The organism is Tumebacillus sp. BK434 (assembly GCF_004340785.1).
Taxonomy (GTDB): domain Bacteria; phylum Bacillota; class Bacilli; order Tumebacillales; family Tumebacillaceae; genus Tumebacillus_A.
In genome coordinates this window covers 92,461-115,592 of record NZ_SLXS01000008.1, presented here as the reverse complement: position 1 = coordinate 115,592, position 23,132 = coordinate 92,461, and the positions used below count along the sequence as shown (strand labels likewise).

General features: G+C 58.0%; 26 protein-coding genes and 1 riboswitch. Of the genes, 9 read left to right on the top strand and 17 right to left on the bottom strand.

The genetic code is table 11. From position 1 onward, the window contains the following. Nucleotides 1-72 precede the first annotated feature (72 nt). From dinB to EV586_RS17585, 6 genes are all read left to right on the top strand, one after another. Complete coding sequence (dinB, locus tag EV586_RS17610) at nucleotides 73-1,281, top strand: DNA polymerase IV (protein WP_132946396.1); 1,209 nt, start codon at nucleotides 73-75, stop codon at nucleotides 1,279-1,281. 49 nt (nucleotides 1,282-1,330) lie between these two features. Beyond that, on the top strand, nucleotides 1,331-1,708 hold the full coding sequence (locus tag EV586_RS17605; protein WP_132946395.1) for a hypothetical protein: 378 nt from the start codon (nucleotides 1,331-1,333) through the stop codon (nucleotides 1,706-1,708). A gap of 112 nt (nucleotides 1,709-1,820) precedes the next feature. Beyond that, nucleotides 1,821-2,363 carry an RNA polymerase sigma factor SigX gene (locus EV586_RS17600; RefSeq protein ID WP_132946394.1) on the top strand — a complete coding sequence of 181 codons (543 nt, stop codon included), beginning with the start codon at nucleotides 1,821-1,823 and terminating at the stop codon, nucleotides 2,361-2,363. Beyond that, nucleotides 2,360-3,550, top strand: a complete 1,191-nt coding sequence (locus EV586_RS17595) for an anti-sigma factor family protein (protein ID WP_132946393.1) — start codon at nucleotides 2,360-2,362, stop codon at nucleotides 3,548-3,550. The genes EV586_RS17600 and EV586_RS17595 overlap by 4 nt, the downstream gene beginning before the upstream one ends. A 73-nt stretch (nucleotides 3,551-3,623) precedes the next feature. After that, nucleotides 3,624-4,589: an ABC transporter ATP-binding protein gene (locus tag EV586_RS17590; protein ID WP_132946392.1), complete on the top strand. Its 966-nt coding sequence runs from the start codon at nucleotides 3,624-3,626 to the stop codon at nucleotides 4,587-4,589. After that, nucleotides 4,561-5,433 carry an ABC transporter permease gene (locus tag EV586_RS17585; RefSeq protein WP_132946391.1) on the top strand — a complete coding sequence of 291 codons (873 nt, stop codon included), beginning with the start codon at nucleotides 4,561-4,563 and terminating at the stop codon, nucleotides 5,431-5,433. Before EV586_RS17590 ends, EV586_RS17585 begins: the two co-directional genes overlap by 29 nt. Nucleotides 5,434-5,476: 43 nt before the next feature. Here the strand turns inward: EV586_RS17585 and thrS are convergent, their stop codons facing one another. Further along, the gene (thrS, locus tag EV586_RS17580) at nucleotides 5,477-7,420 is read right to left on the bottom strand and encodes a threonine--tRNA ligase (protein ID WP_207893933.1); all 1,944 of its coding nucleotides are present in this window, start codon (nucleotides 7,418-7,420) and stop codon (nucleotides 5,477-5,479) included. Nucleotides 7,421-7,657: 237 nt separating this feature from the next. Here thrS and EV586_RS17575 point away from each other — a divergent pair, with 237 nt between their 5' ends. After that, on the top strand, nucleotides 7,658-9,811 hold the full coding sequence (locus EV586_RS17575) for a 5'-nucleotidase C-terminal domain-containing protein (protein ID WP_132946390.1): 2,154 nt from the start codon (nucleotides 7,658-7,660) through the stop codon (nucleotides 9,809-9,811). 27 nt (nucleotides 9,812-9,838) lie between these two features. Here the strand turns inward: EV586_RS17575 and EV586_RS17570 are convergent, their stop codons facing one another. From EV586_RS17570 to EV586_RS17545, 6 genes are all read right to left on the bottom strand, one after another. Then, nucleotides 9,839-10,459, bottom strand: a complete 621-nt coding sequence (locus EV586_RS17570; protein ID WP_132946389.1) for a class D sortase — start codon at nucleotides 10,457-10,459, stop codon at nucleotides 9,839-9,841. Continuing rightward, complete coding sequence (locus EV586_RS17565) at nucleotides 10,460-11,461, bottom strand: hypothetical protein (RefSeq protein ID WP_132946388.1); 1,002 nt, start codon at nucleotides 11,459-11,461, stop codon at nucleotides 10,460-10,462. 116 nt (nucleotides 11,462-11,577) lie between these two features. Then, nucleotides 11,578-12,462 (bottom strand): TasA family protein, encoded by an 885-nt coding sequence (locus EV586_RS17560; RefSeq protein WP_165898683.1) that lies wholly within the window; start codon nucleotides 12,460-12,462, stop codon nucleotides 11,578-11,580. Nucleotides 12,463-12,511: 49 nt separating this feature from the next. Beyond that, nucleotides 12,512-13,027, bottom strand: coding sequence for a TasA family protein (locus EV586_RS17555; RefSeq protein ID WP_132946386.1), 516 nt, complete (start codon nucleotides 13,025-13,027; stop codon nucleotides 12,512-12,514). A 103-nt stretch (nucleotides 13,028-13,130) separates the two neighbouring features. After that, nucleotides 13,131-13,742 carry a signal peptidase I gene (locus tag EV586_RS17550; protein WP_132946385.1) on the bottom strand — a complete coding sequence of 204 codons (612 nt, stop codon included), beginning with the start codon at nucleotides 13,740-13,742 and terminating at the stop codon, nucleotides 13,131-13,133. A gap of 21 nt (nucleotides 13,743-13,763) precedes the next feature. Continuing rightward, a complete protein-coding gene (locus tag EV586_RS17545; RefSeq protein ID WP_132946384.1) occupies nucleotides 13,764-14,222 on the bottom strand; it encodes a hypothetical protein in 459 nt (152 codons plus the stop codon). Nucleotides 14,223-14,510: 288 nt separating this feature from the next. On the opposite strand from EV586_RS17545, the gene EV586_RS17540 reads away from it, so the two are divergent. Further along, complete coding sequence (locus EV586_RS17540; RefSeq protein WP_132946383.1) at nucleotides 14,511-14,888, top strand: helix-turn-helix domain-containing protein; 378 nt, start codon at nucleotides 14,511-14,513, stop codon at nucleotides 14,886-14,888. A gap of 113 nt (nucleotides 14,889-15,001) precedes the next feature. Next, nucleotides 15,002-15,103: riboswitch (cyclic di-GMP riboswitch) on the top strand. A gap of 60 nt (nucleotides 15,104-15,163) precedes the next feature. Then, nucleotides 15,164-15,343: a hypothetical protein gene (locus EV586_RS17535; protein ID WP_132946382.1), complete on the top strand. Its 180-nt coding sequence runs from the start codon at nucleotides 15,164-15,166 to the stop codon at nucleotides 15,341-15,343. Nucleotides 15,344-15,383: 40 nt separating this feature from the next. Here EV586_RS17535 and EV586_RS17530 read toward each other — a convergent pair whose 3' ends face one another. The 10 genes from EV586_RS17530 to yabN form a co-directional block, all read right to left on the bottom strand. Further along, nucleotides 15,384-16,991 carry a CTP synthase gene (locus tag EV586_RS17530; protein ID WP_132946381.1) on the bottom strand — a complete coding sequence of 536 codons (1,608 nt, stop codon included), beginning with the start codon at nucleotides 16,989-16,991 and terminating at the stop codon, nucleotides 15,384-15,386. 168 nt (nucleotides 16,992-17,159) lie between these two features. Then, nucleotides 17,160-17,702 carry a DNA-directed RNA polymerase subunit delta gene (rpoE, locus tag EV586_RS17525; protein WP_132946380.1) on the bottom strand — a complete coding sequence of 181 codons (543 nt, stop codon included), beginning with the start codon at nucleotides 17,700-17,702 and terminating at the stop codon, nucleotides 17,160-17,162. Nucleotides 17,703-18,421: 719 nt separating this feature from the next. After that, nucleotides 18,422-18,616 (bottom strand): hypothetical protein, encoded by a 195-nt coding sequence (locus EV586_RS17520; RefSeq protein ID WP_132946379.1) that lies wholly within the window; start codon nucleotides 18,614-18,616, stop codon nucleotides 18,422-18,424. Nucleotides 18,617-18,847: 231 nt separating this feature from the next. After that, nucleotides 18,848-19,348, bottom strand: a complete 501-nt coding sequence (locus tag EV586_RS17515; protein ID WP_132946378.1) for a S1 domain-containing RNA-binding protein — start codon at nucleotides 19,346-19,348, stop codon at nucleotides 18,848-18,850. 88 nt (nucleotides 19,349-19,436) lie between these two features. Further along, the gene (locus EV586_RS17510) at nucleotides 19,437-19,787 is read right to left on the bottom strand and encodes an FtsB family cell division protein (RefSeq protein WP_132946377.1); all 351 of its coding nucleotides are present in this window, start codon (nucleotides 19,785-19,787) and stop codon (nucleotides 19,437-19,439) included. 20 nt (nucleotides 19,788-19,807) lie between these two features. Further along, entirely contained in the window at nucleotides 19,808-20,497 is a 690-nt protein-coding gene (gene yabQ / locus EV586_RS17505) for a spore cortex biosynthesis protein YabQ (RefSeq protein ID WP_132946376.1), read from the bottom strand. A gap of 24 nt (nucleotides 20,498-20,521) precedes the next feature. Continuing rightward, nucleotides 20,522-20,821 (bottom strand): sporulation protein YabP, encoded by a 300-nt coding sequence (gene yabP / locus EV586_RS17500; protein WP_132946375.1) that lies wholly within the window; start codon nucleotides 20,819-20,821, stop codon nucleotides 20,522-20,524. Nucleotides 20,822-20,957: 136 nt separating this feature from the next. After that, nucleotides 20,958-21,257 carry an RNA-binding S4 domain-containing protein gene (locus EV586_RS17495; RefSeq protein WP_132946374.1) on the bottom strand — a complete coding sequence of 100 codons (300 nt, stop codon included), beginning with the start codon at nucleotides 21,255-21,257 and terminating at the stop codon, nucleotides 20,958-20,960. Nucleotides 21,258-21,260: 3 nt separating this feature from the next. After that, nucleotides 21,261-21,533, bottom strand: a complete 273-nt coding sequence (locus tag EV586_RS17490; RefSeq protein ID WP_132946373.1) for an HU family DNA-binding protein — start codon at nucleotides 21,531-21,533, stop codon at nucleotides 21,261-21,263. A gap of 123 nt (nucleotides 21,534-21,656) precedes the next feature. Then, entirely contained in the window at nucleotides 21,657-23,123 is a 1,467-nt protein-coding gene (yabN, locus tag EV586_RS17485; protein ID WP_132946372.1) for a bifunctional methyltransferase/pyrophosphohydrolase YabN, read from the bottom strand. Nucleotides 23,124-23,132 lie beyond the last annotated feature (9 nt).

Below are 23,132 nucleotides of genomic sequence, written 5' to 3'. Positions count from 1 at the left end.
GTTTCGACTGGAGTCGGAGCGGTTTTTTTGCTATTCTTGCCTTATAGAAACATTTGTTCGGAGGGAAGAGAGATGGAACGCACGATCTTGCACTTGGATATGGACGCTTTCTTCGCGTCGGTCGAGCAGCGCGACGCGCCGGAGCTGCGCGGGAAGCCGGTGATCATCGGCGGGTCGGCCGAAAGCCGCGGGGTGGTCTCGACCTGCTCGTACGAAGCGCGCAAGTACGGCGTGCGCTCCGCCATGCCGACCGCACAGGCCAAACGGCTCTGCCCGGACGGCATCTTCCTCTTTCCCGATATGAAAAAATACGCCCTGGTCTCCCGCCAGATGTTCAGCATCCTCGAACGCTACACCCCCCTGATCGAAAAGCTCTCCGTCGACGAAGCGTTCCTCGACGTCACCGGCAGCCGCAGGCTGTTCGGCGACGGCGTGACGATCGCCGCGCGGCTGAAGCGCGAGATCCGCGAAGAGCTCGGCCTGGCCGCATCGGTCGGCGTCGCCTACAACAAGTTCCTCGCCAAGCTCGGCTCCGATCTGGAGAAGCCCGACGGCCTTGTCGTGCTCACGCCAGACAACTTCGCCGCCCGCATCCATCACCTGCCCGTCACCCGGCTCTGGGGCGTCGGCGCCAAGAGCGCGGAGCAATTGCTCCGCCTCGGTCTGAAGACGATCGGCGATGTCGCGCAGATGGACCTCAAGCGCATGCGCATCCACCTCGGCGATTTCGCCGACCACCTCTACCTGCTCGCGCGCGGCCTCGACGAACGTCCGGTGGAAACGGAGCGCGAGGCGAAATCGGTCGGGCACGAGACCACTTTCGCCGAAGATGTCCGCGATGTGCCGTTCCTCGAAGCCACCCTGCTCGGCCAGGCGGAAAAGGTCGCCCGCCGCCTGCGCCGCGCCGGAGTGGAAGGGCGCACCGTCACCTTAAAACTGCGCTACGCCCCGTTTCGCACGATCACCCGCAGTCACACCTTGCCCGTGCCGACCAGTCTGGAGATCGTCATCTACGACACGGTGAAGTCGCTGCTCGCCAAATGCGCCCTCACCACAGGCGACGCGATCCGCCTGATCGGCGTCTCCGTCTCCGGGCTGGTCAAGGAAGGCGAAGCGGTCGAGCACACCCAGCAGCTCAGCCTGTTCGAAACGTCCGCCCCCCTCGCCGCCGCTCCCGACCCCAAGCAGCAAGAGCTGTCGCGGACGATGGACAAGCTCCGCGATAAATTTGGCGAAAAGATTTTGACGCGCGCACGATTGATCAACCGCAACGACGAGTAATCCTGTATACTAATAGATATAAAATTCTGATAATAGAAGGAGAATCGACATGACGACCCATACGATAACCACGATGTTTCAGTTCATGATGATCGCCGCCGTCTTGCTGAACCTCTATACCGTCTTGGTGCGCTCGAAAGGCAAGCAGCTCGCCAAGCTGGACAAGTTTCTGTATCCGATCGGTCTTGGCGCTCTCATGCTCGCCCTCCTCTTCAAATGGATCGGGGGCGGCCCGGCCTCCTTTTTCGGACTGATCGGGATGATCAGCTCACTGCTCGTGATCATTCGCAACTCGCAGCAGATCGAAGCGGTGCGTGAAGCTCTGCCGCCCCGCGAGCGGGCCAATCTGCTGCGGCTCTACTTCGGCGCGATCGCCGTCGCCGGCATCTTGGGCGGATTCTTTGGCTACTCCACGTTTGGCGCATAGGGTACACTGATGGCATGGCGCAAGAATTTTTTGCGCCATGTTCTTTTTTGTGTCACAAAATTCGCCCCGGCGGTTTCATACAGGTAGAAGCACGCAGGAAAGGAGGCGCAGAATGGAGGGTACCGCACGCATGGCAGAACGCCCGAGTCCGCAGACGGCACCGCCGTTTCAGGAAGTGTTCACCACCTATTACCCGCAGGTTGTCCGCCAGATCATGCGGATCACCCGCGATCAGACCGTGGCGGAAGACTTGGCGCAAGATGTGTTCCTCAAGCTGTACGATCAGGATCTGCAAGGAATCCACAACCTCGGCGGCTGGCTGACCCAAGCCGGCATCTACGCCGCGTACAACCACCTGCGCAGCGAGCGCAGGCGCACCGCCCGCGATGAAGGGCAGGAACTGTTCGACCGCTGGCTGGAGCCGTCCACCGAAGAACGCTGGCTGAAACAGGAGGAGATCGCCGCGGTGCGCGAGGCGCTGACTTCGCTGAACGACCGCGACCGCACCTTGCTCCTGATGAAATACTCCGGCTACAACTATCAAGAACTGGCGGAAGCGACCGCCGTCGAGTCCGGCTCGGTCGGCACGCTGCTCGCCCGCGCACGGCGCAAATTCCGTGATCTCTATCAACGCAAAAGGGGGGCTGAACGATGAACCAATGTCCGCAGGAAGAGCGCATCCAGAGCTATCTGGACGGCGAGTTATCCCGTGACGAACGCAAAGAGCTGGCCCGCCATCTCGACCATTGCGCCCTCTGCACCCAGACGCTGCACGAGCTGAAGCGGCTCGCCGCGTGGAGCGATGAAGCGCTGCAGGAAAGCTTGTCCCCGCTCCCGCTGGCAGCAGAGATCGATGTCGAAGCGGCTTGGGAGAAGTTCCAAGCCCGGCTGGCCGCACCGGCCAAAACGATGGAAGCACCGCAAGCACATCCACCCCAACCGAAACGGAGCTGGTTTACCATGGCGAAAAAATATCAAAAATGGGCGGCAGGCACTGTCGCAGCAGCCGTTGTGCTGTCCGTGCTGACGATTCCGCAAGTGCAGGCGGCAGCAGGAGATCTGCTTTCGATCTTCCGCGTCAACAAGATCGAATCGGTCAAGATCAACTCGGAGGAACTGCGCAGCATCGAACAGCTCTTCTACGGCACGGAAGGCGGCGAAAAGACGATCAAAGGCTTGGGCACCTTCACCGCCGAACAGCCGCAAGAAAGCCAGTCCTTCGAATCGCCGGAAAGCATGAAAGCGGCCGGCTTCCCGGTGGTCCCGGCTCCGCAAGGCTATGCGATGAACGCAGGCAGCTTCCATCCGGCGTACACCGTGCAGATGGAGCTCGACACCGTCAAGGCGAACAAAATGCTGCAACAGATCGGTGCCGGCGTGCAATTTGACAACAAACTGGACGGCAAGAAGTTCTCGCTGACCCTGCCGGAGACGACCAGCTATCATTTTTCCAAGGAGCAGTCGTACTTCTCCTACCAGGTGATCGGTGCGCTGCAACTGGACGTTCCGGCCGACGTCGACGTGGAAGAGCTGCGCCGCACCATCCTCGCCTCCCCGCTGATCCCGAGCGGTGTCAGCAAGCAGCTCGCCTCGATCAAAGACTGGAAGAGCACGCTGCCGATCCCGCTGATCGAAGGGCAGGACAAAGTGGAAGACGTGACGGTCGCCGGACACAAAGGGCTGTTCATCCAGGCCCACTACGGCGACGGCGGCACGCTGGTCTGGGAGAAAGACGGCAAGATTCACATGTTGGAATCCTACATCGTCACCGAGACTCCGCAAGATGGCAAGACGCAAGAGATGAAAGCGTTCCTCTTGGAAACGGCGAAACTTTACAACTAATTCCAGAGCGCAGACAAGAGCACCCGGCTGAGGGCTGCTCTTGTTGCGTTCTGTTGCGGAGAGGAGCAAGACGATGAACGATGCAGTGATTCAAACGTGGAACCTCACGAAGCAATATGACGGCAAGGCGGGCTGCAAAGACATCACGCTGTCGGTGCCGCGCGGGGTGGTCTACGGCTTTCTCGGCCCGAACGGCGCCGGGAAAAGCACGTTTGTCCGCACCATGCTCGGCCTGATCCATCCGACCGGCGGCCGGGCTGAGATGCTCGGCCGCCCGATCGGCGATCCTGAGACGCGGGCACAAGTCGGCTACCTGCCGGAACTGTTTCGCTATCAGGACTGGCTGACCGGACGCCAGCTGTTGGAGACGCATGCGGAGCTGGCCAAAGTGCCGCGCGGCGAACGGAAGAAGCGCATCGACGACCTGGTCGAGCGCGTCGGGCTGAACGGCCGGGAAAACGAAAAGATCCGCCGCTATTCGAAAGGCATGCAGCAGCGCATCGGCCTCGCCGCCGCGCTGATTTCCTCGCCCGATCTGATCTTCCTCGATGAGCCGACCTCGGCGCTCGACCCGATCGGCCGCCGCGAAGTGCGCGACCTGATGGCCGAGCTGCGGCGGGAAGGCAAGACGGTCTTCCTCAACTCGCACCTGCTGTCGGAGGTGGAGTCGGTCTGTGACCATGTGGCGATCATCCACAAAAGCGAGCTGATCGTGCAGGGCGAATGGCGCAAACTGACCGATGTGCAGGCGAAAGTCTCGATCCGCGCCGGCGGCATGACCCCGGCGGTCTGGACCGCACTCGAAGGGCTGGTCACCGGCTGGGAGCCGCTCGAACATCATAGCAATGACGGAACGGAGCGCTATCTGCTGGCCCTGACCGGGGAAGAGCGGATTCCGGAGCTGGTCAACCGCTTGAGCCAGCGCGGCGTGATGCTCTATGAGCTGTTGCCGATGCAGCCGCATCTGGAAGATGTCTTCCTGTACTGGGTCAACCGAAAGGAGCAAGAGCATGTTCACAATCGCCAAGCTGTCGTTTAAGGAGACGCTGTACAAGAAGATCTTTCTGATCGCCGTGCTGATGACGCTCGCGTTTCTCGCGTTTTTTGGCGTGGCCAGCCATTACGCCTCCAAAGACCTCGCCGAAAATTTTAACTTTGCCGGGATGGATGTTGGACAAACGCTGCTGCAGAAGACGTTTATGTCGGTGCAAATCCTCTCGATCGGCCTGTTTTTTGCGAACTTCATCACGATGCTGCTCACGATCCTGTCCACCGTTGGCTCTGTGTCCGGCGAGATCGAGAGCCACCAGATCGACACGATCCTCGCCCGCCCGATCAAGCGCCGCGATGTGATCTTCGGTAAATTTATCGGGCTTGGCGGTTTGATGACGCTCTATTCCCTGTTTATTTTTCTCGGTGTGCTGTTGATGAACACGCTGTTTGGCGGTTCGCTGGTCATGCATTTCGAAGCGTCGCAAGTGATCAAAGGCAGTTTGATCTTCATGGTGATGCCGCTTCTGGTGACGGCGATCGGGCTCTGGCTCTCGACACGCCTGACCACGATCAACGGCGGCATCATCATGATCGTCATGTACGGGATCGGCTTCATCGGCGGCTTCATGGAGCAGTTTGGCACGATGTTCCAGAATCAGGCGTTGTCGAACATCGGCATTCTTTCCTCGCTGGCCTTCCCCGTTGACTCGCTGTTCCGGCGGATGACCGTCCAACTGTTTGACGTTGCTGACAACCCGATCTCGTTCGCTTCGCAAGGGCTGTTCGGCAGTGTGAGCGAGCCGAGCAACATCATGCTGTTCTACACGCTGCTCTATGGCGTCCTGATGCTGCTGTTTGCCGTCCGCAAGTTTTCCAAGCGCGACGTGTAAGAGAAACAAAAAGGCACTCTCCATGACGGAGAGTGCCTTTTTCTTATGCTTCGGTCGCTTGCAGATGAGACTGGGAGAGACGCTTTTCTTTGATCTCTTGCAGGATGTCGGCGATGAACTCATCGACCGGCTTGCTGCCGAGGTCGCCCGCTTCGCGGCTGCGCACAGAAACGGAGTTCGTTTCCGCTTCGCGGTCGCCGACGACGAGCATGTACGGCACCTTCTGCAGCTGGCCGTTGCGGATCTTGTAGCCGATCTTCTCGTGGTCGGAGTCGACCGTCGCGCGGATCTCGTAGTCGAGCAGCTTTTCTTTCACCTGCTCGGCGAACTCGACATGGCGGTCGGCGATGGCGAGGATTCGCACCTGCTCCGGAGCGAGCCAGGTCGGGAACGCGCCGGCAAAGTGCTCGATCAGGATGCCGATGAAGCGCTCGATCGAGCCGAAGATCGCGCGGTGGATGATGATCGGATTCTTGTGGCCGCCGTCGCGGTCGACGTAGGTCAGGTTGAAGCGCAGCGGCAGCTGGAAGTCGAGCTGCAGAGTGGCGCACTGCCAGGTGCGGCCGAGCGAGTCGGTGACGTCAAAGTCGAGCTTCGGACCGTAGAACGCGCCGTCGCCCGGGTTGAGCACCCAGTCCGCCTTGATGTCGTTCAAGGTGCGCTCCAGCGTCGCTTCCGCCTTGTTCCACAGTTCGATGTCGCCCATGAACTCTTCCGGACGGGTCGACAGCTTGACTTTGAACTTCAGGCCGAGCGTGGTGTAAGTCTGTTCGAGCAGCTTCAAGACGCCCATGATCTCCGATTCGATCTGCTCTTCGGTGCAGAACAGATGCGCATCGTCCTGGCAGAGGCCGCGCACGCGCATCAGGCCGTGTACCGCGCCGGAGTACTCCCAGCGGTGCAGGCGCTCATATTCGGAGTAGCGGATCGGCAGGTCGCGGTAGGAATGCACGCCTTCGGAGAATACGAGGCAGTGCGCCGGGCAGTTCATCGGCTTCAGGCCGTACTCGGTGCCGTCCTGGTTCATGAAATACATGTTTTCTTTATAGAAGTCATAGTGGCCGGACTGGTGGAACAGGTCGACCTTGAGCACTTGCGGCGTGTTGATCTCCTGGTAGCCAAGGCGCAGCTGGGTCTTGTACGACCAGTCGCGCAAGGTGTTCCAGAGCACGCGGCCCTTCGGCAGCCAGAACGGGATCGCCGGGGACTCTTCGCGCAGGGAGAACAGGCCGAGCTCCTTGCCCAGACGGCGGTGGTCGCGCTTCTTCGCTTCCTCGATGCGGAAGATGTATTGGTCAAGCTCCTTCTGCGACGGGTAGGACACGCCGTACAGACGCTGGAGCTGTTTGTTATTTTGATCGCCGCGCCAGTATGCGCCTGCGATGTTGGTGATTTTCCAAGCTTTCAGCTTGCCGGTCGACGGCAGGTGCGGACCGTAGCAGAGGTCGGTGAACTCGCCTTGGGTGTAGGCGGAGATCACTTCGTCTTCCGGCAGATCTTTGATGATCTCTACCTTATAAAGTTCGCCGATCGATGTGAAATAGGTGATCGCATCCTCGCGGGACAGCTCTTTGCGCTCGATCGGGAAGTCGGCGTCGACGATCTTCTTCATCTCCGCTTCGATCTTCTCCACATCTTCCGGCGTCAGCGTGCGCGGGGTGTCGATATCGTAGAAATAGCCTTCGTCAAGCGTCGGGCCAACAGTCAGCTGCGCATCCGGGAACAGGCGTTTCACCGCTTGTGCCATGATGTGTGTCGAGGTGTGCCAAAACACCTCATGACCTTCTGCCGAATCCCAGGTCACGATCGCGATCTCTGCATCTTGTTTGATCGGATGCGAAAGATCGACGAGGCGACCGTCAACTTTTGCGGCAAGAGCTGCCTTGGCAAGCCCTTTGCCGATACTTGCAGCCACCTCTGCCGGTGTGACTTGTCCGCCCTCGTAAGAACGCACGCTTCCATCCGGCAAAGTAATGTTAATGGACACTGCTAACCCCTCCTAATCAGCGATCTGCCAACCTTTGTACATTCTTTTTATTATAGGGATCGCAAGCAATCAATGTCAAGAAAAGGCACGGGTTGGCCCGGCCTGTTGGAAGTTTTTACTATCGTAAATCAAAGTTTACAAAAATCATTCGAAAAACCTAACAATTATGCATCCTAATCTAGTATAATGATGACAGATTATCATCTTCTTAACTAGATTAGGGGGACACATTTCGCTATGAAGAAGAATACATTTAAGTTTGGCGCGATGGCTGTTGTCGCATCGCTGTTCGCAACTCTGGCTGCTCCGCAAGTGATGGCAGAAGAAGCTGTCACCACCGCAGCACCGGCTGCAAAATCTGACATCCAACTCGCTCAAATGAAAGGTGCAATCGTCGGCTATCCGGGCACCACCGATCTGAAAGCAGAAAAATATGTCACCCGTGCCGAGCTGGTCGCGATGATCAACAAAGCGCTCGCCCTGCAAAACGTGAAAGTGAAAAAGTCTTCCTTTAACGACCTCGCTCAATGGCAGTCCCAGATCGTTGAAAACGCAGTGGCTGCAGGTCTGATCTCCGGCGTTGGCAACGGCAAGTTCGAACCGAACCGCACCGTGACCCGCCAAGAGATGGCGGTGATCATCGGCGCCTCGATGAACGGCGGCAAGATTCCGACCGTCAACCAAAACGTCCTCAACTATTTCAAAGATAAAGACAATGTCGCCAACTGGGCAAAACCGTTCGTGGCGCAAACCACCATCGCCGGCGTGTTCGCTCCGAACGCGGAAGGCAACTTCAACCCGACCGAACCGATGACCCGCGGCGAAGCGGCAAAAGCGCTCAAATACCTGCTGTTCGACGTGCTGGACATCCTGTCCACCAACGACATCCACGGCAACATCGAAGTGCAGTTTGACAAGAACAAGCAAAAAGACCAAGGCGGCATGGAAACGATCGGCGGCATCGTCAACGACTTCCGCTCCGTCAACCCGAAAGGCACGATCGTCGTCGACGGCGGCGACGCTTGGCAAGGCACTTTGATCTCCAACCTGTTCAACGGCGAATCGGTCATCAAGTCGATGGAAGACATCAAGTATGACGCGATGGCGATCGGCAACCACGAGTTCGACTTCGGCCGCGACGTGCTGATCAACAACATCAACAACTCCAAGGTTCCGATCATCTCGGCGAACGTGATCGATGATGCGACCGGCAAGCTGGTCGACTGGACCAAGCCGTACGTGATCCTCGACAAAGGCGGCGTGAAAGTCGGCGTGATCGGCTTCTCCACCCCGCAGACCGCAACGACCACCAAGTCGACCAACATCACCGGCCTGTCCTTCCCGGACCCGGCTCCGATCGCGAAACAACTGTCGGCTGAGCTGAAAGCAAAAGGCGTCGACGTGATCGTCGTCACCTCTCACCTGCCGGGCGAGCAAGCAGCAGCGACGAAAGAGATCGTGGGCGAACTGGTCGACCTCGCGAACGGCACCGGCAACGGCGCGATCGACGCGATCGTCGGCGGCCACTCCCACCAGCGCGTAGCTGGCATCGTCAACGGCATTCCGGTGGTGGAAGCTTCCCAGTGGACTTGGGCGCTCGGCCACATCCAGCTGTTCGTGGACAAGACCACCAAAGACGTCGTGTCCTCCAACGCCGGCCTGCTTGAAACGTACACCAACCTGACCACCGGCGACGCAGAAGTCAAAGCGATCGTCAAGGGCTACAAAGACCAAGTGAAAGTGAAGGAAGCGGAAGTGCAAGGCGTGACCGCGACCAACCTGTCCCGCAAATCGTTCCGCATGGCGAAAAACGGCAACCAAGACCGCGACGGCGTGACCGCGCTCGGCATGACGATCACCGACGCAATGCGCAAATCGACCGGCGCTGACGTCGCCTTCACCAACGCAGGCGGCATCCGTGCCGATGTGGAAGCAGGCGAGATGACCTACGGCGAAATGTTCGCTGTGCTGCCGTTTGGCAACACCAACATGACCGGCGTGATGACCGCTGAGCAAGTCAAGCGCGCCGTTGACGTACCGGACAAATACTCCGGTGTGATCGCGACCCAATGGTCCGGCCTGAACGTAGAATGGGACGGCACCCGTGCGAAAGGCGACATGGTGACCAAGATCACCCTGCTCGACGGCACTCCGGTCTACGTGGACGGCAAATACAACACCGACCGCACCTTTAAAGTCACCACCAACGACTTCATGGCAACCGGCACCGGCGACGGCTACGTCGTATTCGGCGAAGTGAAGGACTGGCAGTTGGGCGACGTGCTGCTCGACGCTTGGATCGCAGAAATCAAAGCGCTGCATGCAGAAGGCAAACAACTGAACATCGCTCCGGACGGCCGCGACATCCGCACCGACCTGGAGAACAAGTAATTCTTGCGCAAACAGAAAGCCGGGAGCTCATGCTCCCGGCTTTTTTGCGGTGGCGTAGACGAGATAGCGATAGTCGGTCTGGCGCAGCGCGTCGAGCGGATAGCAGCTTTCCAGCACCAGGCCGGGTCCGCGGGTCTTCGTCACGCCGTCGTCGACATGCACGATCCGCGCTTCGGTCACTTCATAGCTGTATGTGCCGTCCGCGGTGGAGACGAGCACGGTGTCGCCGCGCTGCAGGCGGTCAAGGTGGCGAAACCACGTGGCATTGTGCGCGGCGAGCAGAGCGGTCCCGGACGTGCCCGGCGCTGCGCTGCCGGTGAAGTGGCCGACCGCGACGGAGATCTGCCGCTCCGCAGTGCCTGCGACGATCGGCGCCTGCAGCTTCAGGGCGGGGATCTGCAGAACGCCAAACGGTGCGGTTGGCTCCGCTTGTGGTGCGCGAGCGGGCGGCTGCAGGGCGGCGGCGTCTTGCGGCGCCGTTTGCGGGACTTCTTTCGGCGCGGTGGAGACGACCGCCCGGGCCTGTTCCAGCAGGTCGCCGCCGACCGCGTCCGAACGGTGAAAATAGTACGGGATGCGGAGCGTCCAGATCACGCCGGCCAGCAGCAAGACGATGCCGCAGATGGTGAGGATGCGCTGCCTCCGCATCTACTGCTTCCTCTTGCGTCTTGCCAGCACGATCAGCAGGCCGCCCGCGAGCAGCATGGCCGCGCCCTGCAGCGCCGTCCCAATCACCGCTACCCCGGTCTCCGGATCGGTGCCACCGGGGATCTGGCCTGGTGATGGAGGACCTTGCGGCGGTTCCGGCTCAGGGTCCGTAGGAGCAGGCGGACAGTTGCCCAGCTCCTCGCAGGTTGGAGGCGGGCAATTGCCCAGCTCTTCACACGTCGGCGGCGGGCAGTTGCCCAGTTCTTCACAAGTCGGCGGCGGGCAATTTCCTAGCTGCTCGCACGTCGGCGGCGGGCAATTTCCTAGCTCTTCACACGTCGGCGGCGGGCAATTTCCTAGCTCTTCACACGTCGGCGGCGGGCAATTTCCTAGCTCTTCACACGTCGGCGGCGGGCAATTTCCTAGCTGCTCACACGTCGGCGGCGGATCTTCGATGGCGCGGGTGAACACCGTCACGTCCATCTGCCCTGTTGCACCTTGATAGCTGTTGCCTGCATCGATCGGCATGGCATAGGTATAGATGATCTCCGCATATTGATTGCGCTGCAGCAGAAAGCTCGGCGACGTCTGATCGGCCGAAAAGACCGGCACTTCGATCTTCGCGCCGACCGGCAGCCCGAATCGATTGTGAACCTGGATCGCATACGAGACTTGCAGCGGATGGTCATCCCCGGCAAAACGCTGAAACATCGCCCCTTCCAGCTCGTGGCGGAGATAGACGCGCACCTCGTGCACGCCTGTGTTTTTGACGGTCAGCGCCCCTTTTTCCCCATCGCCCGGCGCCAGATTGCCGACCAGCTGCGCCCCGGCAAAAATCGGCCCGGCCGACACGTCGACCGCCAGCGTCCCCATCTCCCGCACCGGCACGTCCGCCGCTTGGGACAAGCTCGCCAAAGCGAACGTCCCGCCGGCGAGCAGCATCGCCACGAGCAGCACCAACCCGGCCACGAACTGCAGCTTGCGCAGATTCCTGCTCCTCACGTCTCCTTCACCTCCTCCGCCCCCTTTCCCGCCTCTGGCACGACTTGAGACTGCGACAACTTCCTGCCGCAGTCTCAGCCGTTATCGAAAACGGGGGTGGGGAACTTCACTGCCGGTTAGTTGTGGGCGGACTGCTCCCACTTGGAGCCAAAGGTGAAGAAGACCGATTTGCCCTGGAACGAGTTGGGGTCGATACCCGAACCTGCTGGCGGACGCAAGCCCATCTCCACCGTGTACGCCAGCAGGGTCGCTTCCTGCGGCTGCAGCCGGATGGTAAACGGATCTGCGTTAAACGGCATGTTGACGAAGTTGATCAGCGGCTGGTCGTACATTTTGACGACGTTGAACAGGCGGGTGTTCCCGCTGCCGCTGCGGTCGTTCAGCTGTTCCATCAGGTAGGCGTTGACCGCGTTGAGCAGGCGCGCCACCTCTTCCTGGCGTTCAAGGTCGGCCGCCGGGTTGGCGTCACGCCAGATTTTGTACCCTTCGTTGATGATGTCCATCACGAGGTCCATGTCGGTGCCGTCCATGCGGGTGAACGGAACGAGACCGCGGGTCGGGTCGTATTCTTTCACTTCCCAGATCTTCACGCGCGACTGTTTGGCGAACAGGATCGCGTCATTGTACGCCTGCAGGTCGGCGCCGGTCGAGGCGGCCGTGACCGGCAGCGAAGCGGAGTTGGTCGGCAGGACGGTCAGCGTTCTCAGCTTCGCGCCCAGCGTCCCCGTGTTTTCGAGGAACAGGCCGCGGGTGTGCTTGTCGCCCGGCGCCCACTCGCCGGTCGGCATCGCGCCGACTTGGCCGGCGACCGATTTCGTATAGAACATCGGCCCCACGTTCGGGACATCATCGCGATGCGACGTGATGATCACCGTCCCGGCCTGCACGTTGTTTTCATTGGTGACAGAAGCGGTGAACAGCGCGTAGGTCGCACCGCCGACCACAAGTGATGTTGCGATGACGCCAGACAGGGCGAGCATCGCCAATCTTTTCTTTTTCATGTGCTGCAGGCTCCTCTCCATTGCGTATCAAGCAGGAAATAGGTCATGCTTAGTTCCAAGCGATCGGGCCGTTGTTCGCCGCGTTGGTGTTGTTGCGCGCTTGCACCGCCTGCACGACAACATGGAACGAACCGGTGTCGCCTTGGTAAGAGTTGTCGGCCGCCAGCGGGAAGAGGTAGCCGACGTCGAACGTGGTGGTGCCGCCGGCCGGAACTTTGACGACTTTTGCATCCCAAATGAGTTGCAGCGGCGTTGCGCCGCCGAACAGATCACCGGTGCGGGAAGCGTTGGAAGCGGTCTGGTTGATCCGTACCCAGGCATCGAGCGAGCCGTTGTTTTTCACCGTCATCTTCACCACGCCGTTGTCGCCGGGAGCCAGGTTGCCGAAGTTGACCGCTTGTGAAGCGATCGGGCCGCCGGACAGGTCTTGCAGGGTCAAAGTACCGGCGGTGAAGTTGTTGCCGGTATTTGTGGTCTCCGCGGTGAACAGCGCGAAGGAGCCTGCGCCGACCAGCGTTGCCCCCAGTGCGGTGGTGACCATGGCCAATGCGATCTTCTTTTTCATGAATTACTTCCTCCTTTATATAGACAGCGATATATGGTTGGTTTCCCTATCTGTCAGCGAAGGCGCTATCCCCCTACCCCTTGTTGCAGACGGAGAAAACGATTTACGCGTTCGATGTTGTGCGTTCCGCTTCCGTTTCGACAGCTGCGGCGACCTGTGACTCCAGCTTTTGTTCCGGCTCCTTTTTCATCAGCTCGCGGACCAGGGCGACGATCGGACCGGCGATCAACAGGAGACCGGGAATGATCAGCATGATGGCAAGGCCCAGTTTCGATGTCACCCAGTCGAAAAACTGACCGAGCAGCGGAATGTGGAAGTTGGCGTAGATACCGATCACTTGCGCCTGGCGCACCGGGTCTGGATCGGCCGCTGCGTTGGCGTCACCTTTGGTCACATAGACCGGGAAGCTGTCCTCGGTCTTCACTTCGAGAATGCGGTGGGTGATGATGACCGAAGCGTTTTCGGTCGAACGGAAGGTGATCACGTCGCCGACGTTGTATTTCGTTTGCAAGTCGCCCGGTTTGACGGCGATCAGATCTCCCGTCTCAAACACCGGGCTCATCGAGCCGGAGAGCACTTTCATCAGCGTGTGGCCGAACACTTTCGGTTCGCCCCCGGTAATCTTCGAAGAGAGCACAAAATACAGGTTGCAGCAGAGCACGACGATCAGGAAGCCGGAGATGATTTTCCCTGTGATGTTCATTGCCTTTTTCATAACAGTCCTCCTTGAGTGTGATTAAGCCAGAGCAGGAGGCGGTGTGGAGTGTTGCAGCAGCACGTCAGCAGGTGCCGACATCGAGGATTGCTGTGCCGGCGAGCTGCTCTCTTCCGGCTGCGGGACGGGAATCTCTTCCGTGACCGAACTGCCGTTGCCATTGCCTCCGCCGTTGTTGTCATGCGGCTTGCAGTGTCCATATCCGTTCCCGGGCGGGTGCGGCTTGTGCTTGTCGCCGTTGCGGTGCCTCTCTTCCGCGCAAAAATCGGCAGCAGCGCCGACGGTCGAAGCGTTGGCGACTTCTGCGGCGAACAGCGAATGGGTCACCCGCGTATTTTCATGCCCGACGAGGATCGTCGTCGAAAATGCGGTCAGCGCGGTAACGGTGAGGAGCCCCCACTGTTGGCGCCGCTCTTTGCGCTGACGCCTGCCGCGTTTCAAACGCGTTTCTTCTCTAGACATCGACTCGATGACGTTCACCCCCCTTCATCTCTCAGCCTCGCTGTCGTCTTACACGACTACCTTATGACCTATATAACGAACAAAGACCTATATATCGACGCTATTCTCGCGATTATGCGTAGTTCGAAACGTTATATCGAACAAACTACCCCTGATTCTTAAGGATTTAATTAACGTCGCTGGACTATACTTATAGAACCCGACATAGGATACTACTAGTCATACATATTTACCGTTCGCGTGCAGGTTTGCTAAAATGGAAAGAGTGGCAAAAATAGAGTTGCAGGAAGAGAAGGAGGGAGACCATTGCTCGGGGCGAAGATACGACAGCTTCGGAAAGAGAAGGGGATGAGCCTTGGCGAGTTGGCCCAGCGTGCCGATTGTGCGAAGAGCTACCTGAGCGACATCGAGCGCGGTGTCCGTGACAATCCATCGATCCAGTTTATTGACAAGATCGCGTTGGTGCTGGAAGTGCCGACCGAGTTCTTTTTAGATAAAAGCTACACCACCGCCGAGATGCTGGCCAGCGAGCTGGCGCCGGAGATGGTGGAGCTGGTCAAACAGCTCGATCTCGGCTGGCTGCAATTGACTCAGCAGGCGGCGGCGAGCGGCTTGACCAAAGAGCAATTTCAGGAATTTATCGAATATGCCCGCTGGAAAGCCATCCAAGCTTCCGGCGATTGATGCAGAACCGTTTCATTTTGCCTGTCTTTGCTCTGGGCAAAAAGGAGCGGTTTTTTTGCTTCTTTTGGTCTATCGGAATGCCGATCTCCATAATCTGTAACGGTAGTACCGCCAAGTGTCAAAGGTAAACCATGTGAAAGCATGGGACACAAAGCTTCGGGCCTTAGGTGAGGACGATGTGGGGTCCTCCTCACGATGGCAGCCGGGCTGCCGAAAGAGCCGGTGTTTCGCAAAGGAAAGCACGTTTCAACAGGGGTAGGGGGAACGGAACGCCAATGCAAATGCCCGCATTTCTTATGCGCTTCACGATGAAGCAGCAGCTGGTAGAGCCGGAAACGGTGCACCAAGCTGTCAGCCCGCTCACAGCGCCGTCCTATCTGGGGGTCGGCACTCAGCCGCAAAGTCCGACACTGCTCGTGACCCTGCGGCACCAAATGAAAGAGCCGGTCTCCTGAGATCCAGGAGACCGGCTCTTTTTCTTCCAGTCCGTTCGTTTTATCGGTTGTGATGCAGTTCGAGCGCCGCGCGGACAAAGTCGCGGAACAAGGGCTGCGGACGGTTCGGGCGCGAGGTGAATTCCGGGTGGAACTGCGACGCGACGAACCACGGATGATCCTGCAGCTCGACGATCTCGACCAGACGGCCGTCCGGCGAGGTGCCGGAGAAGAGGAAGCCTTGCTGCTTCATCTCTTCGCGGTACTCGTTGTTGAACTCGTAGCGGTGGCGATGGCGCTCGTAGATCAGCGACTCGCCGTACGCTGCGTATGCTTTCGTGCCCGGCTCCAATTTGCACGGATACAGGCCGAGGCGCAGCGTGCCGCCGAGATCCTCGATGTCCTTTTGCTCCGGCAGCAGGTCGATGACCGGATGCTCGGTCAGCTCGTTGATCTCGCTGGAGTTGGCATCTTCATAGCCGAGCACGCCGCGCGCATACTCGATGCAGGCCACCTGCATGCCGAGGCAGATGCCGAGGAACGGGATCTGCTTCTCGCGGGCATAGCGGGTCGCAATGATCTTGCCTTCCACGCCCCGGTCGCCGAATCCGCCCGGCACGAGGATGCCGTCCGCGCTGCCGAGCAGCTCGTCCACGTTCTCAGCGGTGACTTCCTCCGCCGGAATCCAGTCGATGTCGATGTTCGAATCGGCAGCAAAACCGGCGTGGTGCAGCGCTTCCGCCACCGAGATGTAAGCGTCGCGCAGCGCCACGTATTTGCCGACGAGAGCGATCTTCGTCGTGTGCTGCAGGTTCTTGACTTTGTTGACCAGCTGAATCCATTCGGTCATGTCGGCCGGCGGGGTCTGGAAGCCGAAATGGCGAACGACGAGATCGTCGAGGCCTTCTTCCTGGAACATCAGCGGCAGATCATAGAGCGTATCCGCATCGCGGGACTCGATGACCGCATCCGGGTCGGTGTCGCAGAACAGGGCGATCTTTTTCTTCACGTCGAGCGACAGCGGCATCGTCGTGCGGCAGACGATGATGTTCGGCGTGATCCCGATCGAGCGCAGTTCTTTGACCGAGTGCTGTGTCGGCTTGGTCTTCATCTCGCCCGCTTTGCCGAGGTACGGCATCAGCGTGACGTGGATGTACATCACGTTGTCACGGCCGACATCCGACTTGATCTGGCGGATCGCTTCGAGGAACGGCAGGGACTCGATGTCGCCGACCGTGCCGCCGATCTCGGTGATCACCACATCGGCTGAGGTGTCTTTCGCCGTGCGGAACACGCGCTCTTTGATCTCGTTGGTGATGTGCGGAATGACCTGCACGGTACCGCCGAGATAGTCGCCGCGGCGCTCCTTGGCGATGACCGAAGAGTACACTTTCCCGGTCGTGATGTTGTTGTTCTTCGACAGGTTGATGTCGATGAAGCGCTCGTAGTGGCCGAGGTCGAGGTCCGTTTCCGCCCCGTCGTCGGTGACAAACACTTCGCCGTGCTGATACGGGCTCATCGTGCCCGGGTCGATGTTGATGTACGGGTCAAACTTCTGGATCGTGACTTTCAGACCCCGATTTTTCAAAAGACGGCCGAGCGACGCTGCCGTGATCCCCTTGCCTAACGAAGATACAACGCCGCCTGTGACAAAAATGTACTTAGCCATGCCTTGCTGTGCCCCCTATGTACTGCGTGGTTAGAAATAGTTTCTGCAATCCGTTTCCTAAAATACCTTTAGTATCTTAGCCTTCCGTTTCCCAGTTGTCAATAGAGGATCAGCAAAAAGAGCCGCGCCCTTTTCAGGTTCGCGGCTTTGTTCGTTATATCGGACGGATTAAAAATCGTCTTCTTCTTCTTCGTACGAATCGAGGTCTTCCTCTTCGTCCGTCTCTTCGAGCTCTTCGTCTTCGAAGTCTTCGTCAGCGGCTTCTTCCTCATCGCCGTCTTCTGCGACCGCATCGAGGTCGTCTTCGTCTTCGGCATAGTCGCCAAACGCGTCGTCCTCGTCGATCTCCTCTTCGAACGAATCGTCTTCATCATCGTAGAAGTCGTCGTCTTCGTCCATGTCTTTGCGGACGAACTTCTTGCCGGTCGCAGCTTTCTCCGGAGCGGCTTTATCGGTCGGGTACCAGCGCTTCAGACCCCACACGTTAGCGCCGATGCAAACAAAGCGGCCGTCGATGTTGATCTCGGTGTAGAGGCGGGCGATCACTTCGTTCACCTGCTCCTCGGTGAGACCTTTCAGACGCGCCAGCTCCGCCATCAGATCGCGAAAATGGTACGGCTTGTTGGTGGTGCGCAGTACTTGGTACGCCAGGTCTACAAGAGACAGCTCCGCAATTTGCTGCGGGTTGAGTTGCAATGCTTGTTCGGACAAGGCCAGCACTTCCTTTCCGTTTCACGTTTCTAACACTTCATGTATGTACAAATTCAGCACATCCTGCAGGGAGCGAGTCCAATACTCTAGTCTAGCCACCAACAGGAAGAATATTCATCCGAATACAGAGAGCAAGACCGATTATAGCACAAAAATTGCACAAGGTAAAAGGGGGTGCTCAAAAAACTTGGGCATACTACCCGCAAAGAGAACATAAGGAGGCGGAACCTGTGCCTGCAGATATCGTTTGGTCCTATATCGGCATCGCCCTCGCCGTCGCTGCACTGGGCGGCTCGACGATCTGGTGGATGTACTCCAAGTATAGCCGAAAAGCCAAGTAAAAGCTCCCTCAGCGCCAAAAAGCCATCCCGCAGGCCGGGATGGCTTTTTGGCGCTTGGAGTGGCACTGCTTTACTTGGTTTTATTGAATTTCGCGACGTGTGCGAGCCAATAACCAAAACGCGACCAATACTTCTCGATTTCTTTGATGCGCAGTTCGTGACATTTCTCGAGGTTGTACTCTTGAATGTCGTTCAGATTAAAACCCACTTCTTTTCCCCCCCATAACTTGCCGGCTGACCGGCTGACGATATACCATATGTCGAACGGAGGGAGATGTGAACGGCTTTACTAAAATAAAACTATTCGGAAAATAAGTAAAAATAAAAAAACCCTCTCATGCGGAGAAGGTTTTTTCGGATGCCCCGGCACCCGCCCGATTAGGACGGCGAAACTTGGGACGAAATCACAGCAGACGCTACCATGACGACAACAGAGATGAACATAAACCCTGCGAGGCCCATTTTGCGCTGCTTGATCATCGAGACCATGGTGAACACGCTCAGCAAAGCGAAGATCAGGAAGACAAACGCGATGGAATACGGATGGAGCGTCATTCCTTCGAACAACATCATAACTGTCACCTCTTAACTTCAGATGATGAAAACAACGATACCAAAAGGTATACCAATAGAAGAGACCGTTCCACAGTCTATTTTATTATAATGAACAACTACATGTTGTGTCAAAACGGGGAACTTTATGTATTTCCGGTGAACAAAAATTTTCCAATGCCGGTTGCCGGCTCGCACAGAACAAAAGGCATCTCCAGCAGGCGGAGATGCCGTTGTTGTTGTACGCGATCGTTAGCTGCGTCGGCCGCCACGGCCGCCGCGCTTCGATTCATGACGCTTGAGTGCCGACAGACGGTCTTCACTCTCTTTCATGAAACGAGCTACCTTATCTTCAAAGTTCAACCGGCCGCCGCCGCCCTGTTGACGACCACCGCCGCGGTTTCCGCCGCCACGCGGTCTGTCACCGCCGCCACCATGCGGACGGTCGGGACGAGGAGGACGATCGCCGCCGCGGTTGAAGTCGCGCTTCGGTCCAGGTGCTGCCTGGCCGGGCTGCGGCTCTTTCGCCTGGCGGATCGAAAGGCCAATCTTGCCGTCTTTGTCGACGTTGATGACTTTGACGGTCACTTCATCGTTGACTTTCAGATGATCGTTGATGTCTTTTACGTAGGTGTCGGCAATCTCGGAGATGTGCACGAGACCTGTAACGTTGCCGGGCAGTAACACGAATGCACCAAAATTGGTGATGCCTGTTACTTTCCCTTCCAGTTTGCTGCCCAATTCAATGGCCATGTTAGAGAAAGCTCCTCCTTAAGGGTGAACACAAGTTTCCAACTAAAATTATAACGAGAGAACCCCAATATATCAAGAAGGGAGAAGTTTACTGTTTCGGCTGCACAAACAGGGTTTCTCCATCTTTAACCATCAGGTACTTCTTGCGGGCCAGCTCTGCGATGTAATCGGGATCGTTCAGCTGTTCGATCTTCGCCTTCAGATCCTGATTGGTCACTTTCATCTGCTGGATTTCCGTGCCCAGCTTCTGCTGTTCCTGCTTCAGACGGTCGATATCAGGCGCCTGCACGAAAAAGAACACGTAGCCGGCCCAGGTCAGAAACGCAAACAGGAACAGATTGCGGATGTTCCACTTTCGTTTGCTCCGGGGAGAGGGCTTCTTCTTCCGCTCGGGTTCCTGCTGCAAAGGCAGGACTTTGTTGCGAGCCGATTTGTTCATCGTGTTCTCCTCCTGTTCGATCAGCCTTTTGGCGGTTTGGTCTTGTCGCTTTCGTCCTCATCTTTGTCGACTAACCAATTCGCCACGCCACGCAGAAATCCTTTCCATTTCCTGCGTGCGGCCGCGCTAAATTTTCGAACCGGAGCCAGCCACTGGCCGACTTTTTTGCGCAGCGGCTTCAGCACAGGCTCGATCAGCGGCCGGATCGTCCATCCGTATAGTGTGCGCCCAAGCCAGGCGACCATGCGCAAGAGCGGCTGAAACGGCCAGAGGATCAGGCGCTCGATAAATTGCGCCAGCCGGTCGATGATCCGGAGCAGACCGAGCAGCGCGGTCCCAAGCCAAACGAGCGGGCTTACGATCAGCAGCAGGAAGAGGCGATACACCATTTTCATACAGTACGTAATCGCCAACACCATTCTGACAGTGCTGCCCACCACCAGTTTACGCAGGAGCAGCCGATAAAGCACCAGTCCGATGCCAAGCAAAACAAACACGTACAGCCTGACGTCGGCGTGGTTGGCGCCGTGCAGCGCCCAGAGCACGAGCAGGAGCGCGAAGATCCAAAAGGCAAAGTCGAGCAGCGGGCCCAGCCAGCGCAGGTATTTCCACTCTTGCAGGATCGTCCGGTAGACATCATAAACGGCACCGAGCACGGCGCCGCTTATACTCATCGCCATTATGGTGAGATACTGCATCTGCAGGCTCATCTCAGTCCCCCCTTTCCCGTCTCCCTACCGGAAGAGTTTGCTGAAAAAGCCTTTTGCCTTCTCACCGGCTGTCATCCCTTCGTCGAAGTACCCCATGTCTAAAATCAAGCCTTCAATCGCCACGATCCCGTTTTCCAGGTTCAGCGTCTTGATGTGCAAATTTTCTCCGCGAATGGCCAGGAAGCCGTACTGCGTCTTCAGGACGAACTCCTGAGCATCAAAGCTCTCGACGTTGAGCACGCCGGTCACCTCAAGGTTCTGCCGGTTGCGGAGGATGACTTCATGCTGCGGGTAATTCTTGTTGCGCAAACGTTCATCAGGCATCGATTGTTCCTCCTCATGATTCCTTTGGTACAATCTATGCGGAGGGTCGTCCGCCTAATACAAAATAAAAAGCACCGGACTCGAAAAATCGAATCCGGTGCTTCTCTGTTCTTGCCTGCTGCTCACGCACGTATTGCTACGCTTCATCCTCTTCGTCGTCATCGTCCAGGTCGGGCTCGCCCGAACGTTTCGTTTCGGAAAGGATCGTATACATTTGAGCCGCCAAGTCCTTCTTTGCAGATTCCTGCAACACCTCGACGCGCGCTTCCACGATCTTCTGGCCGAACGTGACGGTCAGCACATCACCCACCGTGACGGAGGTGCTGGCTTTGGCCGGGCGTCCGTTGATCGAGATGCGTCCCTGGTCGCAGACTTCCTTGGCCAGGGTGCGCCGCTTGATCAGGCGGGACACTTTGAGGAATTTATCAAGGCGCATGAATTACTTCGTCGCTTCTTTCAGCTTGTTGCCCGGTTTGAATGCCGGCACAACCGATTCCGGAATGGTGATCTCAGCGCCGGTCTTCGGGTTGCGGCCGGAGCGAGCTGCGCGCTTGCGGGTTTCAAAAGTGCCAAAGCCGATCAATTGTACTTTGTCGCCAGTTGCCAGCGCTTCTTCGATGGTTTCCAAAAAGCTGTTAACCGCGAGTTCTGCATCCTTCTTTTTCAGGCCGGATTTTTCAGCAACTGCGGTGATCAGTTCAACTTTGTTCATAGTGAAAATGTGCCCCTTTCCAAAAGCCAATGGTGTTTTGGGTTATAAATTCCAAGTGGTATTTCGTGCTGGCTTTGCAAAATTCCTGCAACCGAGCTTAAATTTGCCGAAATGCCGGGGTGGTTAGCCCCGCTTGGCTTCGTTCCACAGGCGGTCCATCTCCTCCAGCGTGCTCTGCTCCGGGGTCTTGCCCTGTTCGCGCAGCCGCGCTTCGATGTACTGGAAGCGGTCGCGGAACTTCCGGTTGGTGCCGGCGAGCGCCGTTTCCGGATCGACGTCTAAGAAACGCGCCACATTGATCATCGCAAACAGCAAATCGCCAAATTCGTCAGATTTGTCTGTGGTCTCTTGTAATTCATTTATTTCTTCTTTTACCTTCGCGTATACATCGGCGATGTCATCCCAGTCGAATCCGGCTTGGGCGGCTTTCTTCTGCAGGTTGAGGGCGGCGGTGACGGCAGGCAGCCCGCGGGGCACGTCGTCGAGCAGCGACTGCGGCACCAGCCCTTTTTCCTCCTTCTCCTGCGCTTTGATCTCCGCCCAGTTCGCGACGACCTCTTCGGCGGTGTCCGCTTCCTTCCCGCCGCCGAAGACGTGCGGGTGGCGGCGGATCATCTTGTCCGACACGGAGCGGATCACTTCGTAGATGTCAAACGTCCCTTCTTCCGCGCCGATCTGCGCGTGCAGGACGATCTGCAACAGCACGTCGCCGAGCTCGTCGGCCAACGCGTACGGATCGTCTTCATCGATCGCGTCGGCCGCTTCGTACGCTTCTTCGAGCAGGTATTTGCGCAGGGACTGGTGCGTCTGCTTGAGATCCCACGGGCAGCCGGTGTCCGGGTCGCGCAAGTCTTTGATGATCTCGACGAACTTCCACATCTGGCGATTGACGATCGCCGCTTCCTCCGTCTTCGGCACGAACAGGGAAGTGAGGTGGTCGATAAAATCCAACCGGTCGAGCTCATAGAGCGGCACGGTGACGACTCTTTCCTCGCCGGGCACGCCGATGGCGCGGACGACCGTCACTTCGTATTCGTCGCCGTACTGCTCCATCAGGGTCAACTTGATGTCGGACGCGACGTCCGGCGAGTAAACCTGCATGATCACCGTGTGCAGGCTCGGGTTGAGCTGGCGGGGCAAGAGGCTTGTCCCGTCGAGCAGCAGCATCCCGTCGGCCGGGTCGACGCCGACGGCGACGAGCAGGTCATCGAGGAAGGAATGGCCGGGGCCGATCACGATCTCCACGCCGGCCGCTTTCCCTTGGCGGCGCAGGTTCTGCACGGTCGTCTCCGCCACGCCGGGATGGCCCGGGACGGCGTAGATGATGTGCTCTTTTTCCAGAGCTTCTTTTAAAAGGAACTCGGTGATGCTCTGGTACACGTCTGTGAAATTTTCCGCTTGCTCATAAAAGTGGTCAAGCACAGCAAAGACGATCCCCTGCTGACGGAGATCGTCGACGACCGGATGGCGTTCGGTGCGGAAATAGATCGCACCGCCGCCTTGCTGCTGCTCTTCTAACATGCGATACGTACCGAGGGGAAGCCCGCTCCAAGCGCCCGGGCCCAGCCCTACGACTGTTACTTTTGCCATTTTCACATT